Below are 16137 nucleotides of genomic sequence, written 5' to 3'. Positions count from 1 at the left end.
GCATCCCTGCTGTGGGCGGTCTGCGGCGTTGCAAATCCTCGCCATGGCGGCGGCCATGGCTGCGGTTTGCGCCTTGCATCCCATCCCACACCAGGGCGCGCGCCACCACGCGGACTTATTCAGCGTTGCCTTAAACATTTGCGCAAGCTGGTGACACCCGCAGTGGCCGAGGGCGTCTGACACGAGACATGGCCCGCGAATCCGACAGCGGCACGCCGGGATGCCCGGCTATCGCTGGGATTGCGCGGGCTTCTTCAAGGAGCGCGACTCCAGCAGGCGCCGCGTGTCCTCCAACTCTTTCTGCAACAGTTCGGCATCCGGCAGCACGGTACGGTAGTTCGCTGCCATGACCTTCGTCGGCAAGCCCTCCAACGCATACCGCGCCAGGGCATGGCCCTTGTCCGCACAGAGGATCAAGCCGACGGGCGGGTTCTCGTCGGGGTAGGCCCAATGCTCCTTGGCGTAGTTGCAATACATATGCATCTGGCCCACGTCCGCATGGGTCAAGCTGCCCAACTTCAAGTCGATGATGACCAGACAGCGCAGCCGACGGTGGAACAGCAGCAGATCCACCCGATACCAGGTCTGGTCGATGCGCAAGCGCCGCTGCCGCCCGATGAAAGTGAACCCTTCCCCCAGCTCCAGCAGAAAATCTTCCAGCCGTCGGATCAAGGCAGCTTCAAGGTCAGACTCGGAATACTCGTCCTTGAGGTCGAGGAATTCCAGCACATATGGGTCTTTGATCGCATCGCCGGGTGTTGCGGCATCCTCGGGCTTAGGCACCGCGCCCTTGGCCAGCATCGCCGCCTTGTCCTTCGACAGCGCGGTGCGCTCATAGAACTGGCTGCCGATCTGCCGGTCGAGCTGACGCACGCTCCAGCCCCCGCGCAGCGCCTCAGCCTCGTAGAACTGGCGGGCACGGGCATCCTTGACCGACAGCAGCCGGACATAGGCCGACCACGGCAGCGTGAACGCCTGGGCCAGTTCGTCCAGCCGCGCGCGGCGCACCTGCGCCACGCTGGAATGTCCAGGCGATGGCGCCGCGGAAGATTCGCTAGACACTGTCTGGCGAATTGGCCAGGTCAGGAAGAATGACCGCATCTGCTGCAGGTTCGGGCGGCTGAATCCGCGCCCGAACCGAGCCGTCAGATCCTCGGACAGCCGCTCGATCAACTGCTCGCCATACCCCGCGCGCCGCTTGCCTTGCTGCTCGGCCTCCACGATGCGGCGGCCAATCTCCCAATAGCTGGCCGTCATCAGTGCATTGACGCTGCGCGCCGCTGCATGGCGCGCAGCGTTGAGCACGTCCACGATGCCGCCATGAATGCCGGCGTAGCCGGCAGGGGTTTCCCCCGCCGCCGAAAGTGATTTCTTGCTCATGCCGTCGCCTCTATTTGTCCCACTGGCCGCTGCGCTCCAGTGATCGTCTTGCGCCGGTTCGCCACCAGCTCGGCCGCCTCCCGCACCGGCTTGTCCTCGGTGTGGACGTAGCGCATGAACATCGCCACGGTCTTGTGCGCCGTCAGCGCCATGCCAACCTTGACCGGAATGCCCGAATTGGCAATGTCGGTGGCTGAGCGGTGGCGGATGCCGTGCGTACCCACGTGTGTCACGCCTGCGCGCTTGAGAATGCGGGTCCAGCCGCCGTAGTACTCTCCCGTGGTCATGTGCTGCCCCGGATGGTTCGGAGAGGGGAACACGTGCGGGCAATCGTCCTGGCGGGGCGCGGTGGACAGCAGCCGGTAGGCTTCCTCGCTCAAAGGCTTGGACATGCCACCCGTCTTGCTGTCGGCCAGGCCACACGTCGGTTCTCCAGATCCACCCAATCCCACTGCAGCGTGACGATCTCGGAGCGGCGGCCCGCGAATTCGAATTGCAGGCGGATCGCCAGCGGCAGGATGGCGTGATCCAGCCCCAGGCCATCGGTTTCCAGAAAATCGAGATACCGGAACAGCTTGCCCATCTCTTCGTCGCTGATGAGGTGGGTGGCCTTGCCATTGGGGTACATCGGGACGTGGCGGCACGGGTTGGTGCCGTCCGGCCGAAAGCCCCACACCTCGGCCAGGTTGAACATCTTGCGCATCACGCTGAACGTGCGGTTCGCCTCGGCCGGCTTATGGGCCATCTTCTTCATCGCCGTGGCCATATCCGGCCGCTTCACGTCCTGAACCTTCATGCGGCCCAGCATTGGAACGATGCAGCGGTCGATGACGGCTTGATACCCGCGCTGGGTGCTGAGTTTGTTGCGCTGCTTGGAGTGGTCCTCCATGAACTTCTCGCACAGTTCCTTGACCGTGGGCGCCTTGCGCGCCGCAGCCTTGTCGGCGCTGGGGTCGCCGCCCCGGCGGACCTCGGCCAGCCACTCCTGGGCCAGGGAACGGGCCTGCTCAACGGTCAGTTCCCCGTACAGACCCAGCGCGGGCTTGCGGCGTTCGCCGGCGTTCGTGCGGTACTGGAGCATGAACACCTTGCGGCCCGCTGGTGTAATCTTGCACAGGAAGCCGGGTACCAAGGTGTCCCGGAGTTCGACGGCCTGCGCCTGGGCTTGTGCCGCATCGACTGCGGACTTGGTGAGCTTGATTTTTGCCATGATGACTCCTCGAAAGACCCGTTTGCAGGGGCCACATGGGAGCCATGAGGTCACAAGCCGGGTCGGGTTTCAGAAGGCACCGGCATATGTTGAACTCGCCTAAGTTATTGATAAACCTGCTGTATCGGGCTTCGGCGTAGTCCAGCGAAGTTCGGTGCTGGAGTCATGGTGAATTGAAAAAAGCCCCGCAGGCTGCCATGCCTGCGGGGCTTTCTGCATGGCAGGGGATTTACCGCAGCCGCTGAAGCAGGCCGGCGGTCGAGGCATCCAGCCCGCTCACGTCCCCCGAGGACAGCCGCGGCTCGATGTCGCGGGCCAGCACCTTGCCCAGTTCCACGCCCCACTGGTCGAAGCTGTTGATGCCCCACAGCGCGCCGCTCACGAAGACCCGGTGCTCGTACAGGGCCAGCAGGGCGCCGAGCGAGGCCGGGTCCAGCCGCTCCAGCACGAAGAAGCTGCTCGGCCGGTTGCCGGGGAAGTGCTTGTGGCCGCCCGCATCGGCCTGCCCCTGCAGCAGCGCCGCGGCCTGCGCCAGCGCGTTGGCCAGCAGCTTGGGGTGGTGGCCGGTCAGGTCGTGCTCGGCGTCGCGCACGGCGATGAATTCCAGCGGCACCACGTCGGTCCCCTGGTGCAGCATCTGGAAGAAGGCGTGCTGCCCGTTGGTGCCGGGCTCGCCCCAGACCACGGGCGAGGTGGCGTAGGGCACGGCATGCCCGTCGCGGTCCACGCGCTTGCCGTTGCTCTCCATCTCCAACTGCTGCAGGAAGGCCGGCAGCCGCCGCAGCGCCTGGTGGTAGGGCGCCACGCAGCGGCTGGTGAAGCCGTGGAAGTTGCGGTACCAGACGTCCAGCAGGCCCAGGCGCACCGGCAGGTTGGACGCCAGCGGCGCGGTGCGGAAGTGCTGGTCCATCGCATGCGCGCCGGCCAGCAGTGCATGGAAGCCCTTGGCGCCGATGGCGATCGCGATCGACAGGCCGATGGACGACCACAGCGAATAGCGCCCGCCGACCCAGTCCCAGAAGCCGAAGGTGGTGCGGATGCCGAAGGCCCGCGCCGCCGCCACGTTGGTGGTCAGGGCGGCGAAGTGGCGCGCCACGTCGGTGCCGCCCGCGGCCTCGAACCAGGCGCGGGCGCTCTGCGCATTGGCCATGGTCTCGGTGGTGGTGAAGGTCTTGGAGGCGATGAGGAACAGCGTGCTCTCGGGCCGGAGCTGGCGCAGCACGCCGGCCAGTTCATGCCCGTCGACGTTGGAGACGAAATGAAAGCGCTTGCCCGGCGCGCGGTAGGCCTCCAGCGCCAGCACCGCCATCTGCGGCCCCAGGTCGGAGCCGCCGATGCCGATGTTGACCACGTCGGTGATCGCCGCATCGCCGCGCACCGCCTCGGCATAGGCCAGCATGGCCTCGCGCGTGCCCTGCACCTGCTGGAACGCGGATGCTATATTTTCAATAGCTATAAACCCAGGTAATTCCTGGGCTACAGGCACTTTTTCCTCAGAATCTGGATGGCGCAGCAGGCCATGCAGCACCGCCCGGCCTTCGGTGGCGTTGCTGGCCGCGCCGGCGAACATGGCGTCGCGCTGCGCCTCCAGACCGCAGTCGCGCGCCAGTTGCAGCAGCCGGGCCTCGGTGGCGGCGTCGATGCGGTTCTTGGACAGGTCGGCGAACACATGGGGCGCCTGCTGGCTGAAGCGGGTGAAGCGCTCCGGGTCCGCCACGAAGGCATGGCGCGCGTCGAAGTCGCGGCCGTGCGCCTCGAAATGGCGGTGCAGTTCGGCCCAGGCGGGGGTGGCGTCGCAGCGGGTGAAGCTCATGGCGTGCCCCGGCTCAGGCGGCCTGCATCAACTGGTCGAGCCTGTGCGCATCGGCGGCGAAGGCGCGGATGCCCTCGGCCAGCTTCTCGGTCGCCATGGCGTCCTCGTTGAGCGCGTAGCGAAAGCCCGCCTCGTCGTACCGCACCGGCTCGATCCGCAGCGCCCTGGCGGCGGCCGGCTCCAGCGCGCGGGCCAGCGGCGCCTCGGACGCCGCCAGTTGCGCCAGCAGTTCGGGGCTGATGGTCAGCAGGTCGCAGCCCGCCAGCGCGGTGATCTGCCCGACGTTGCGAAAGCTCGCCCCCATGACCTCGGTGGCGATGCCCATGTGCTTGTAGTACTCGTAGATCTGCCGCACCGACTTCACGCCCGGGTCGTTCGCGCCGGCCTGGGCGGCCTCGTCCCAGGTGCCGCCGGCGGACTTCTTGTACCAGTCGTAGATGCGGCCGACGAAGGGCGAGATCAGCCGCACCCGGGCCTGGCCGCAGGCCACCGCCTGGGCGAAGGAGAACAGCAGCGTGAGGTTGGTGTGCACGCCGCGCCGCTCCAGCCGCTCGGCGGCCCGGATGCCTTCCCAGGTGGCGGCGATCTTGATCAGCACGCGCTCGGTGGGCACGCCCTCGGCCTGGTACAGCGCGATCAGGCGCTCGGCGCGGGTGTAGGTGGCCTCGGTGTCGAAGGACAGGCGCGCATCGACCTCGGTGGAGACCCGGCCCGGGATCAGCGACAGGATCTCGGTGCCGAAGCGCACCAGCAGGCGGTCGATGGTCTCGTCCAGCGCACGGCCGCCGAAGCGCGCCACGGTCTGGTCCAGCAACGGCCGGTACTCGGGCTTCTGCACCGCCTTCAGGATCAGCGACGGGTTGGTCGTCGCGTCCTGCGGCTGGTAGGCACCGAGCTGGCGGAAATCGCCGGTGTCGGCGACGACGGTGGTGAACTGCTTGAGGGCGTCGAGTTGGTTCATGCGCATCCAGTGAAGATCGGCAAAGTCGCGGCGCGGGCCGCGCGTCCGGCAAAAGTGTAAGGCGCGCTGGAAGATGCCCGCCCCGCGCAGCGCGGAGGCCGCGTCAAATCCCGGTACAGTCGTATTCCCCAGCAGCTCCCACACACCATGTCCTTTGACCTCGTACTGTTCGGCGGCACCGGCGATCTCGCGTGGCGCAAGCTCATGCCGGCCCTGTTCCAGGCCTTCCGCCATGGCAGCCTGCCGCCCGGGGGGCGCATCATCGGCGTAGCCCGCGACGACCTGAGCGACGATCAGTACCGCGCCCTGATCCAGGCGCGCTTCGAGGAGGTGGAAGGCGCCAAGCGGCCCAGCCCGGACGAGTTCGCCCGGTTCGCCTCGCTGCTGCAGTTCGTGCAGCTCGACCTGTCCAAGCCCGCCGACTATGCACGCCTCAAAGCCAAGCTCGAATCGCGCAACGCCGACACCGTCGTGATGTACCTGGCGACCGCGCCCGGGCTCTTCACCATGGCCTGCGAACAGCTCGGCGCCGCGGGCCTGGCCACGCCGCGCACCCGCATCGTGCTGGAGAAGCCGCTGGGCCACGACCTGGCCTCCAACCGCGCCATCAACGAGACGGTGCGCCGCGTATTCGACGAGCGGCAGGTGTTCCGCATCGACCATTACCTGGGCAAGCCCTCGGTGCAGAACCTGTTCGCGCTGCGCTTCGGCAATGCGCTGTTCGAGCCGCTGTGGCGGCGTGAGCTGATCGCCAACATCCAGATCACCATCGCCGAAGACCTGGGCGTGGAGAAGCGCGGCGCCTTCTACGAGACCACCGGCGCCCTGCGCGACATGGTGCAGAACCACGCGCTGCAACTGCTCTGCGCAATCGCCATGGAGCCACCGATCAGCGCCGACGCCGACGCCATCCGCGACGAGAAGCTCAAGGTGCTGCGCTCGCTGCAGCCCTGGACGCAGGACACGCTGGAGCGCCACGCCATCCGCGGCCAGTACACCGCCGGCACCGCCTATGGCGAGCGGGTGCCGGGCTACCGCGAGGAGCCCGGCGTGGACCCGCACAGCCGCACCGAAACCTTCGTCGCGCTGCGCACCGAGATCGACAACTGGCGCTGGGCCGGCGTTCCCTTCTACATCCGCACCGGCAAGCGCCTGGCCTCGCGCGACGCGCGCATCGAGATCAACTTCCGCCCCACGCCGCACCCGATCTACCCCGCGCCGGCGGGTTGTTCCAACCAACTGGTGATCAACCTGCAGCCCAAGGACGGGCTCGAACTGCACCTGCTGGCCGAAGGCCAGGACAACCGGCGCGCCGCGCGCAAGAGCCGCACGCTGGCGCCGGTGCAACTGGACCTGGACTTCGACAAGCGCTTCGGCTCCGAGCGCGTCGGCGCCTACGAGCGGCTGCTGCTCGACGTGATCGACGGCCGCCTCAACCTGTTCGTGCGCAGCGACGAGCAGGAAGCCGCCTGGCGCTGGGTCGAGCCGATCCTGGAGCACTGGCAGCACAGCAGCCAGGGGCCCCGCCCCTACGCCGCCGGCACCTGGGGGCCGAGCGCCTCCAGCGCCATGATCGCGCGCGACGGCCATTGCTGGAGCGAAGAAAACCGATGAGCGGCGAAGGTATGCTCGAACGCATCCAGGCCTGCCTGCCCTCGCTCGCGCCGGCCGAGCAGCGCGTCGGGCGGCTGGTGCTGGCCGACCCGCGCGGCTTCGCCGCCCAGCCGGTGGCCGAACTGGCCGACCAGGCCCACGTCAGCAAGCCGACCGTGGTGCGCTTCTGCCGCAGCGTGGGCTACGACGGGCTGTCGGACTTCAAGCGCAAGCTCGCCGGCACCGTGGCCGAGGGCGTGCCCTTCATCCACCGCAGCGTGGACAGCGACGACAAGACCAGCGACGTGCTGGTCAAGGTGGTGGACAACGCCGTCGCGGCCTTCCTGCGCTACCGCAACGAGGCCACCACCGTGGCGCTGGAGCGCGCCGCCGAGGCGCTGGCCGCCACCTACCAGACCGGCCGGCGCATCGAGTTCTTCGGCGTCGGCAACTCGGGCATCGTGGCCCAGGACGCGCAGCACAAGTTCTTCCGGCTCGGCGTCACCGCCATCGCCTACAGCGACGGCCACATGCAGGTCATGAGCGCCACCATGCTCGGCCCGGGCGACTGCGTGGTCATCATCTCCAACTCTGGACGCACGCGCGACCTGATGGATGCCGCCGACATCGCGCGCAAGAACGGCGCCACCACCATCGTCATCACCGCCAGCGGCTCGCCCCTGGCCTCCGCTGGCCACATCCACCTGGCCGCGGACCACCCCGAGGGCTACGACCGCTACAGCCCCATGGTCTCGCGCCTGCTGCACCTGCTGATCGTCGACGTGCTGGCCACCTGCGTGGCGCTGCGCATCGGCAGCCCGCTGCAGCCGCTGCTCAAGCAGATGAAGAACAACCTGCGCAACAAGCGCTACGCCTGAACGAGCGGCAAGGCCTCACTGCGGCAAAAGCCGCACCGGGCCATACCAGGCATGAGCCTGCGAGCGGGTGTTGTCGCTGTCCGTCATCAGCGCCATGCCCACCAGCGTGCCCGCCGGCTCGCCGAAGGCCTTCTGGAAGTCGGCCTGCACGTCACGCTCATAGGAAATCCACCGCCCCAGGCGCTCGGGGCCGGACTCCACCACCAGCGCACGGATCCGGTCGGTGCGCGGATGCGGGATCACCGTGCCCACCGGCCGGTGGTTGCACCACACGTAGCTCAGCGTGGCGTAGGGCATCTCCTCACCGGTCAGCGCGCGGGCCAGCTCGGACAGCAGGGCATCCTTGGTCGAGAAGCGGCTGCGGTCACCGTCGAATGCCAGCACCAGACGCGCCGGCGCATCATCGGCCTCGCGGCGCCCCATGTCTGAAGCGGCCATCAGGGCCGGCACCTTCCACGAGAACTGCAGCCGCCCCAGCGCCGCCGACGGCACCTGCACCACGGTGCGCAGCATGCTGGCCGAGGACACCGACGTGGCCTGCATGCTGTGGACCCCGTCCACCTTGCCATAGGCGTAGAGCGTGGGCTGCTTGCCGGGGAAGCGCTGCTCCTCCCATTGCAAGGGCGCCCCGCCCGCACCAACGCCCGCCCAGGCCGCATGCCCGGCAGGCTCCGATGGCGGCGAAGACGACGGGACGGACGAACATCCCGTCAGGACAGCCGTGGCAATGAGAGCGAGGAGGCGGCGGATCGGTTGGCGCACCGCCGGAGCTTACGACAGGAACTCCCGACACCGCCTTGGGGAATACGCCGCTTTTCATGCGCCCACGAAAAAAGCCGCCAACCCGAAGGCTGGCGGCTTTCAATGCCTGATCACGACCGGCGCTAGGCCGGCATGTGATTAGAAGCTGTGACGCACACCGATGTCGAGACCGGTGGACTTGCCGCCGGGGGTCGTGCCGGTAGCGGCCACGCCGTCGGCGGCGATCGAACGGACGGAGTTGCCCTTGTTCTTCAGGTAGGCCAGGGTCGTGTAGACCTGGGTACGCTTGGACAGGTTGTAGCCGTAACCGATGGCGAACTTGTCGAAATCGTTGCTGCTGTCCTTCAGGTCGAAGCGTGCGATGGAAGCACGCAGTTCGCCAGCACCCAGGGGGGCGGTAGCGCCGAGCAGGTAGGAGTTGGCCTTGCTGTTGCCGTAGGCGCCGTTCTTCAGGTTTTCCTGGCCGATGAAGATCATGGGCTTGATGAAGCCGAGGTTATACGAAGCGCCCAGGTTGGCCATGCGGAAGTCGCTGCCCAGAGCCGTGGTGGTGGCACCGATGACTTGCTTCCACTGACCCAGGGCAACCGCCACGTCCAGCGGGCCGTTGGCGAAGCCGACACGGGCACCCAGGTAGTTGCCGGCCTTGTCGTTCACAGCGGTGGACGAAGCTTCGCCGAAGGCGTATTGAGCTTGGCCGTAGAAGCCGCCCAGGTTGGAAGGCAGGAAGTAGCCAACGGAGTTGCTGTTACGAACCGAGCCGAAGCCGAAGTTGTCGTAGTTCAGCGCTTGGCCAACGCCGCGCGTGCCGAACGGATCGAAGTTCGTGGAATTCCAGAAGGTCGGAGCGTAGTCACGGCCCAGGCGGACTTCACCGAAGTTGCCGGATAGGCTGACGGTGGAGCGACGTTGGAAGTTGAAGCCGGAAGCGTTGCCATTGTCGACGTTCAGAGCGCCTTCGAGCCAGAAGCTGGCAGCCAAGCCGCCGCCGAGGTCTTCGGTGCCGCGGAATCCCAGACGGCTGGCGCTGTTGCCACCGCTGGACAGACCGATACGGTTGCCAGCGCCATTGCCGGAAACGCGGGTAACAGCGGCGTCAACGATACCGAACAGGGTCACGGAGGACTGAGCCATCGCGGAGCCGGAAGCAGCCAGCACAGCCAGGGCAATCAGGGATTTTTTCATTGCGAGTTTCTCCAAGGTTAAACAGAGGGCTCCGGATCGAGGGGAAGGGTCTGGCTAGCGCCACTGGCCTGATCCCGCCGGTTCCCCGGGCCAACCTCCTTTATGGAAGTTGGTCTTATTGCAACAGACCACCCCGGGTTGCGCAAAGGATTTAACCGGTAAAGCAGGAAGAAAGGCCGTTTCGTTGCACCACAACAACGAAACGGCCTTCATCCAAAAGGAGCATCCCGGCCAGGCCCGCGCCGCCCGGCCCGCAGGAGCGCCAGGCTCAGAAAGCGTGGCGCACGCCGACTTCGTAACCGGTGGAATTGCCCCCTGCGGCCACGCCCGGCGAGGCCAGGCCGTTGATGGAGATGCCGCGCGTGGCCGCGCCGCTGTTGGTCACGCGCGCGACCGTCGCGTAGACCTGGGTGCGCTTGGAGAGGTTGTAGCCGTAGCCCAGGGCGAACTTGCGCGAGTCGTTGGCGCTGTCCTTCAGGTCGAAGCGGCTGACCGCGGCGCGGAGTTCGCCGGCGCCCAGCGGCGCGGTGGCGCCGAGTTCCAGAAGGTCGATGCGCTGGCCGCCGCCGCGCTCGGTCGCGAACAGCACCATCGGCTTGACGATGCCGAAGTTGTAGGAGGCGCCGATGCTGGAAGACTTGTAGTCCACCCGGTTCGTCGCCGAACCGCCGCGCAACTGGCTGTAGCCGCCCGAGACGTTCACCGGGCCGCTGGCATAGCCGACGCGAAAGCTGTAGGCGTCGCCGCGCTTGTCATTGACCGCATTGGAGGCGGTTTCCCCGAATGTGTACTGCGCTTGCCCGTAGAAGCCGCCCAGCTTGGGCAGCAGGTAGTTGACGGTGTTGCTGGCGCGCTTCGGGGCACTGCCCTCGATCGTCGTGCCGCTGGCGCTGCCCCCGGCGGCGTTGGCCGCGTTGGCCAACATGTTGGCGCCGCCCACGCCGCCGACGCCGATGTCGCCGAACGGATCGAAGGTCTCGATGGTCGGGTAGGCGGCGATCTTGTCGCGGCCGAGCCGGACTTCGCCGAAGTTGCCGAGCAGGCTGATGGTGGAGCGGCGATCGAAGGAGAAGCCCGAGGCGTTGCCGGTATCGACGCCCACCGAACCTTCGAGCCAGAAGCCAGCCGCCATGCCGCCGCCGAGGTCTTCAGTCCCGCGCAAGCCAAGCCGGCTGCTGGTCTGGCTGCCGTTGGCCAGGCCCGTGACATTGGCGCCCTTGCCAGAGATGCGGGCGAAAGAGGCATCCACCACGCCGAACAGCGTGACGTTGGAAGACTGGGCCAAGGCGGTACCGGCGACGGACAGGGCCATCAGGGCCACGAGACTTTTTTTCATGACAGGGATCTCTCCAGAGGGTTTGACAGGGCGCCGCGCCACCTGGCGCAGCAAGCGCTGCGGCACGGCCAACCTCCATGTTCGGAAGCCAGGACGATTAAAGAGACCTTTTGTGACACCCCGGAGAAACCCTTAGACGCCGCGGGATAACGCGCGCAGGTCGAGCGCACCGCACGCATGGGCGCACCGTGCTATCTTGGATCCTGATTGAAGAAGGAAGGCAGACCCACCATGGACCGATTGCTTGCGACCGCGGACGCAGCGCTGCGCACCCTTTTTGCCGATCCCCGGCCGGCACGCCCCTCGCCTGGCGTGGAGCCCTCGGAGCTGGACGCGGCGCAGAAACGCCTGGCCGGCGCCTTGATGCGCGTGAATCACGTAGGCGAGGTCTGCGCCCAGGCCCTATATACGGCGCAGGCGGCCGCCACCCGCAGTCCCGCGTTGCGGGCGCATTTCGAGGCGGCCTCGCGCGATGAAACCGACCACCTCGCCTGGACGCGCCAGCGCCTGGACGAACTGGGCGAGCGGCCGAGCCTGCTCAACCCGCTCTGGTATGCCGGTGCCTTTGCGCTGGGCCTGGTCGCCGGCAAGCTGGGCGACCGCGTCAGCCTGGGCTTCGTGGCCGAGACCGAGCAGCAGGTGGGCGCGCACCTGCGCAGCCACCTGCAACGCCTGCCAGCCGAGGATGCCGCCTCACGCGCCGTCGTGGCCCAGATGGAGAAGGACGAACTGCAGCACGCCGCCGAGGCGCGCGCCGCCGGCGGCATCGACCTGCCGGCGCCGGTCAAGGCCCTGATGCGCGGCGCCGCGCGCATCATGACCACCACCGCGCATTACGTCTGACGTTCAGGCTTCGACCAGTTCGAAGCCGGTGGTGATCTCGGCCGTCTTGCCGAGCATGATGCTGGCCGAGCAGTACTTGTCGTGGCTCATGGCGATGGCGCGCTCAACCGCCGCCGCGGGAATGCCCTTGCCGGTCACGGTGAACTGCATGTGGATCCGGGTGAAGACCTTGGGATCGGCGTCGGCCCGCTCGCTGCTCAGGCGCACCGAGCAGCCCCGCACGTCGTGGCGGCCGCGCTTGAGGATCAGCACCACGTCATAGGCCGTGCAGCCGCCGGTGCCGGCCAGCAGCAGTTCCATCGGCCGGGGGGCGAGGTTGCGCCCGCCGTTCTCGGGCCGCGCCGCGTCGGGGGCGCCATCCATGGCGACCACGTGGCCGCTGCCGGTCTCCGCGACGAAGCCCATGGGCGATTGGGTACCGCTGGCGCCGGTCCAGCTCACTGTGCATTCCATGAATTTCCCGTGCTCGATCGAGTTTGACGCAAATGTTGTTGCGTTTTGCCAACCATCTGGCGCTTTCCATTGTCGTTTGTTGCGACGCAGCATGATGATCGCGTATACTGCACACCAAGCATAACGAATCGGGACTTACCCGGCTCCTGTGCACCACTTGTCTCCTCCACCTCCTCCTTTGGTGGATTTAGCCCCGAGCCGCAAGGCTCGGGGCTTTTTTCTTGGCGGCGAGCACGGAGGGGCCCTGCCCTATGATCGTCGGCCGCACCTGCTGCGATCACGTATTGACTCCGCCCATGACTGCCCCCTCCGCCGCGCTCACTCCCGCCGACTACCTGACCCGAATCCTCAATGCCCGCGTCTACGACGTGGCGATCGAGTCCCCCCTGGAGCGGGCACGCAACCTGAGCATCCGGCTGGGCAACACGGTGCTGCTCAAGCGCGAGGACCAGCAGCCGGTGTTCAGCTTCAAGCTGCGCGGCGCCTACAACAAGATGGCGCACCTCACGCCGGCCCAGCTCGAGCGCGGCGTGATCTGCGCCTCGGCCGGCAACCATGCGCAGGGGGTGGCCATGAGCGCCCGCAAGCTGGGCACGCGCGCGGTGATCGTCATGCCCACCACCACGCCGCAGCTCAAGATCGACGCCGTGCGCGCGCTCGGCGGAGAGGCCGTGCTGCACGGCGAGAGCTACTCCGACGCCTACCAGCACGCCCTTCTGCTGGAGCAGGAGCGCGGCCTGACCTTCGTGCACCCGTTCGACGACCCGGACGTGATCGCCGGCCAGGGCACCATCGCCATGGAGATCCTGCGGCAGGTGCAGGGCATGGGCCAGGGCCTGGGCTCGGACCGGCTGGACGCGGTGTTCGTGGCCATCGGCGGCGGCGGCCTGATCTCCGGCGTGGCCAACTACATCAAGGCGGTGCGCCCGGGCGTCAAGGTGATCGGCGTGCAGATGAACGACTCCGACGCCATGATGCAGTCGGTCGCCGCCGGCCGGCGCGTGACGCTGCCGGACGTGGGCCTGTTCTCCGACGGCACCGCGGTCAAGCTGGTGGGCGAGGAGACCTTCCGCGTGGCCCGCGGCCTGGTGGACGGCTTCATGACGGTGGACACCGACGCCGTGTGCGCCGCGATCAAGGACATCTTCGTCGACACGCGCAGCATCGTCGAGCCCGCCGGCGCGCTGGCGGTGGCGGCGATCAAGCAGTACGTGGCGCAGCACGGCACCCGTGGCGAGACCTACGCCGCCATCCTGTGCGGCGCCAACATGAATTTCGACCGGCTGCGCTTCGTCGCCGAACGCGCCGAGGTGGGCGAGGAACGCGAGGCCCTGTTCGCCGTCACCGTGCCGGAGGAGCGCGGCAGCTTCCGGCGCTTCTGCGAGAGCATCGGCACGCTGCCGGGCGGGCCGCGCAACGTGACCGAATTCAACTACCGCATGGGCGGCACCGAGCGCGCCCACGTGTTCGTCGGCCTGACCACCGCCGCGCGCGGCGAGTCGGCCCGCATCGCCGCGCACTTCGACGCGCAGGGCTGCCCCACGCTGGACCTGACGCATGACGAACTCGCCAAGGAGCACCTGCGCCACCTCATGGGCGGCCAGGCCCCGACCATTCCCGGCGCGCCCGAGCGGCTGCTGCGCTTCGTCTTCCCCGAGCGGCCGGGCGCGCTGCTGAAGTTCCTGAGCCTGATGCAGCCGAGCTGGAACATCAGCCTGTTCCACTACCGCAACCAGGGCGCCGACTACGGCCGCATCCTCGTCGGAATGCAGGTGCCCGAAGGCGACGGCGCCGCCTTCGACGCCTTCCTCGGCACCCTGGGCTATCCCTGGGTCGAGGAGACGGCCAACCCCGCCTACCGCCTGTTCCTGGGCCCGTGATGCCGGGCGCGGGTTTGCAGCGGCACCTGCGCCGCTTCCTGCTGGCCCTGCAGTTCTTCACGCGCATCCCCATCACCGGCCGGCTGGCCGCGTGGGTCGGCTTCAGCCCGCAGATGCTGCGCGAGAGCGCGGCGCATTTCCCCGGCGTCGGCTGGGTGGTGGGCCTCGCGGCGGGCGCCGCCTACGCGCTGGCGGCCTGGGCGCTGGGCCCCACGCCGTTCACGCCGCTGGCCGCGGCCGTGCTGTGCACCATCGCCACGGTGCTGCTGACCGGCGGCTTCCATGAAGACGGCCTGGCCGACACCGCCGACGGCCTGGGCGGCAGCGCCGACCGGGACCGTGCGCTGGCGATCATGAAGGACTCGCGCCTGGGCGCCTTCGGCGCGCTGGCCCTGGTGCTGGCACTGGCGGCCAAGGTGGCGCTGCTGGCGGTGCTGGGCACGCACGGGCTGGGCGCGGTCCTGTCGGCGCTGTTCGCCGCGCATGTGCTGTCGCGCTTCGGGCCGCTGCTGCTGATCCGCGCCCTGCCCTACGTCGGGGATGCGGCCGGCTCCAAGAGCAAGCCGCTGGCCGAGCGCATCGACGCGGCAACGGTGCGGATCGGTCTTTTATGGTGTTTTGTGCCGCTAGCCCAGGTAGTACCAGGGCATGGCGCTATGTTTTTGATAGTACCCGTGCTTGCCAGCGCCATGGCCTTGTGGCTCGTGGGCCGGCTGCTGGCCCGGCGCCTGGGCGGCTTCACGGGCGATGGCCTGGGCGCGGCCCAGCAATGCTGCGAGATCGCCTTCTACTTCGGCGCCGCAGCGGTGGTCCGATGAAGCGCCCCCAGGCTGCGCGCTTCGCGTCTGCGCCAACCCCCTCCCGGGGGCGCCGCCTCTGGCTCGTGCGGCATGCGCAGCCGCTGGTGGCGCCGGGGCTCTGCTACGGTCGGCTGGACCTGGCCGCGGATCGGGACGCCACCGCGCAGGCGGCCGCCGCGCTGGCCGCGGCGCTGCCGGACTGCGCGGTCTTCACCTCGCCGCAACGGCGCTGCCGCCAGTTGGCGGTGGCACTGCAGGCGCGCCGGCCCGATCTGCGGCCCGAGGTGGATGAGCGCCTGCGCGAATTCGACTTCGGCACCTGGGAGGGCCAGGCCTGGGACGCCATCGGCGCCGCGGCGCTGGACGCCTGGACAGCCGACTTCGCCCACCATGCGCCCGGCGGCGGCGAGACGGTGCGGGCGCTGCTGGCGCGCGTGGGCGCCGCCTTCGAGGCCAGCCGCGCGCTGGCGCAAGCGGAGGTGGCATGGATCACGCATGCCGGGGTGGCGCGCGCGGCCAGCGTGTGGGCCGCCGGCCGGCGCACGCCGGGCAGCGCCGCCGACTGGCCCCACGCTGCGCCGGGCTTTGGCGGCTGGGTGACGCTGGAGATGCCGGCTACTTGAGCGCCGGCATGTCGATGACGATGGGCTCGGAGCCGCCGCCGCCCAGGAAGGCGCGGCGCGGCGCCACCGACTGCAGCACGTAGCCCGGCGCCACGGTGCTGCCCACGCGGAACGGCCTGGGCGGCTGGCCGTCCACCGCGATCAGCGCGGTGCCGCCGCGGCTGCTGCCGGCCACCACGCCCACCAGCGCGAAGCGGCCCGGCGCCGCCGGCGCGGCCTGCGCCACCGCCGCCGGCATGGCGCCCCTGTCTCTTATACACATCTCCGAGCCCACGAGACCGTACAGGAAATCGCGTATGCCGTCTTCTGCTTGAAAAGTGGGGGGGGGGGGGGGGGGGGGGGGGGGGGGGGGGGGGGGGGGGGGGGGGGGGGGGGGGGGGGGGGGGGGGGGGGGGGGGGGGGGGGGGGGGGGGGGGGGGG

General features: G+C 68.6%; 14 protein-coding genes and 1 pseudogene. 6 read left to right on the top strand and 9 right to left on the bottom strand.

Annotated elements, in window-relative coordinates; all coding sequences use genetic code 11:
• Positions 1–228: 228 nt before the first annotated feature.
• The 4 genes and pseudogenes from JHD63_RS17855 to tal form a co-directional block, all read right to left on the bottom strand.
• On the bottom strand, positions 229–1380 hold the full coding sequence (locus tag JHD63_RS17855) for a PDDEXK nuclease domain-containing protein (RefSeq protein ID WP_198972156.1): 1152 nt from the start codon (positions 1378–1380) through the stop codon (positions 229–231).
• A pseudogene (locus JHD63_RS17850) lies at positions 1377–2590 on the bottom strand (tyrosine-type recombinase/integrase). The gene JHD63_RS17855 and the pseudogene JHD63_RS17850 overlap by 4 nt, the downstream one beginning before the upstream one ends.
• A gap of 229 nt (positions 2591–2819) precedes the next feature.
• The gene (gene pgi, locus JHD63_RS17845; protein ID WP_198972155.1) at positions 2820–4403 is read right to left on the bottom strand and encodes a glucose-6-phosphate isomerase; all 1584 of its coding nucleotides are present in this window, start codon (positions 4401–4403) and stop codon (positions 2820–2822) included.
• 13 nt (positions 4404–4416) lie between these two features.
• Complete coding sequence (gene tal / locus JHD63_RS17840) at positions 4417–5364, bottom strand: transaldolase (RefSeq protein ID WP_198972154.1); 948 nt, start codon at positions 5362–5364, stop codon at positions 4417–4419.
• 147 nt (positions 5365–5511) lie between these two features.
• Here tal and zwf point away from each other — a divergent pair, with 147 nt between their 5' ends.
• Together zwf and JHD63_RS17830 are read left to right on the top strand one after the other, a co-directional pair.
• The gene (gene zwf, locus JHD63_RS17835; protein WP_198972153.1) at positions 5512–6978 is read left to right on the top strand and encodes a glucose-6-phosphate dehydrogenase; all 1467 of its coding nucleotides are present in this window, start codon (positions 5512–5514) and stop codon (positions 6976–6978) included.
• Between the two features lie 11 nt (positions 6979–6989).
• Complete coding sequence (locus tag JHD63_RS17830; protein ID WP_198972159.1) at positions 6990–7835, top strand: MurR/RpiR family transcriptional regulator; 846 nt, start codon at positions 6990–6992, stop codon at positions 7833–7835.
• Positions 7836–7850: 15 nt separating this feature from the next.
• Here JHD63_RS17830 and JHD63_RS17825 read toward each other — a convergent pair whose 3' ends face one another.
• The 3 genes from JHD63_RS17825 to JHD63_RS17815 form a co-directional block, all read right to left on the bottom strand.
• Entirely contained in the window at positions 7851–8456 is a 606-nt protein-coding gene (locus JHD63_RS17825; protein ID WP_233168363.1) for a DUF3047 domain-containing protein, read from the bottom strand.
• 279 nt (positions 8457–8735) lie between these two features.
• A complete protein-coding gene (locus tag JHD63_RS17820; RefSeq protein WP_198972152.1) occupies positions 8736–9782 on the bottom strand; it encodes a porin in 1047 nt (348 codons plus the stop codon).
• Positions 9783–10050: 268 nt separating this feature from the next.
• On the bottom strand, positions 10051–11118 hold the full coding sequence (locus JHD63_RS17815; protein ID WP_198972151.1) for a porin: 1068 nt from the start codon (positions 11116–11118) through the stop codon (positions 10051–10053).
• Positions 11119–11349: 231 nt separating this feature from the next.
• Between JHD63_RS17815 and coq7 the strand changes: the two genes are divergently transcribed.
• Complete coding sequence (coq7, locus tag JHD63_RS17810) at positions 11350–11961, top strand: 2-polyprenyl-3-methyl-6-methoxy-1,4-benzoquinone monooxygenase (protein ID WP_198972150.1); 612 nt, start codon at positions 11350–11352, stop codon at positions 11959–11961.
• Positions 11962–11964: 3 nt separating this feature from the next.
• Here the strand turns inward: coq7 and JHD63_RS17805 are convergent, their stop codons facing one another.
• Positions 11965–12414 carry an OsmC family protein gene (locus tag JHD63_RS17805; RefSeq protein ID WP_198972149.1) on the bottom strand — a complete coding sequence of 150 codons (450 nt, stop codon included), beginning with the start codon at positions 12412–12414 and terminating at the stop codon, positions 11965–11967.
• 296 nt (positions 12415–12710) lie between these two features.
• On the opposite strand from JHD63_RS17805, the gene ilvA reads away from it, so the two are divergent.
• The 3 genes from ilvA (at position 12711) to JHD63_RS17790 (ending at position 15717) form a co-directional block, all read left to right on the top strand.
• A complete protein-coding gene (gene ilvA, locus JHD63_RS17800; protein WP_198972148.1) occupies positions 12711–14294 on the top strand; it encodes a threonine ammonia-lyase, biosynthetic in 1584 nt (527 codons plus the stop codon).
• Positions 14294–15112 carry an adenosylcobinamide-GDP ribazoletransferase gene (gene cobS / locus JHD63_RS17795; protein WP_198972147.1) on the top strand — a complete coding sequence of 273 codons (819 nt, stop codon included), beginning with the start codon at positions 14294–14296 and terminating at the stop codon, positions 15110–15112. Before ilvA ends, cobS begins: the two co-directional genes overlap by 1 nt.
• A gap of 65 nt (positions 15113–15177) precedes the next feature.
• Complete coding sequence (locus JHD63_RS17790; protein WP_370590566.1) at positions 15178–15717, top strand: histidine phosphatase family protein; 540 nt, start codon at positions 15178–15180, stop codon at positions 15715–15717.
• Here the strand turns inward: JHD63_RS17790 and JHD63_RS24150 are convergent.
• Positions 15710–16137: type II secretion system protein N (locus tag JHD63_RS24150; protein ID WP_304952644.1), on the bottom strand; the 428-nt coding region annotated here is incomplete at its 5' end. The two genes, JHD63_RS17790 and JHD63_RS24150, sit on opposite strands and share 8 nt — an antisense overlap.

The sequence above is a fragment of the Xylophilus sp. ASV27 genome (assembly GCF_016428875.1).
In the GTDB taxonomy this organism is placed as follows: Bacteria; Pseudomonadota; Gammaproteobacteria; order Burkholderiales; family Burkholderiaceae_C; genus Xylophilus.
The sequence above is the reverse complement of the archived record's forward strand: the minus strand, read 5'-3'. Positions and strand labels throughout refer to the sequence as shown.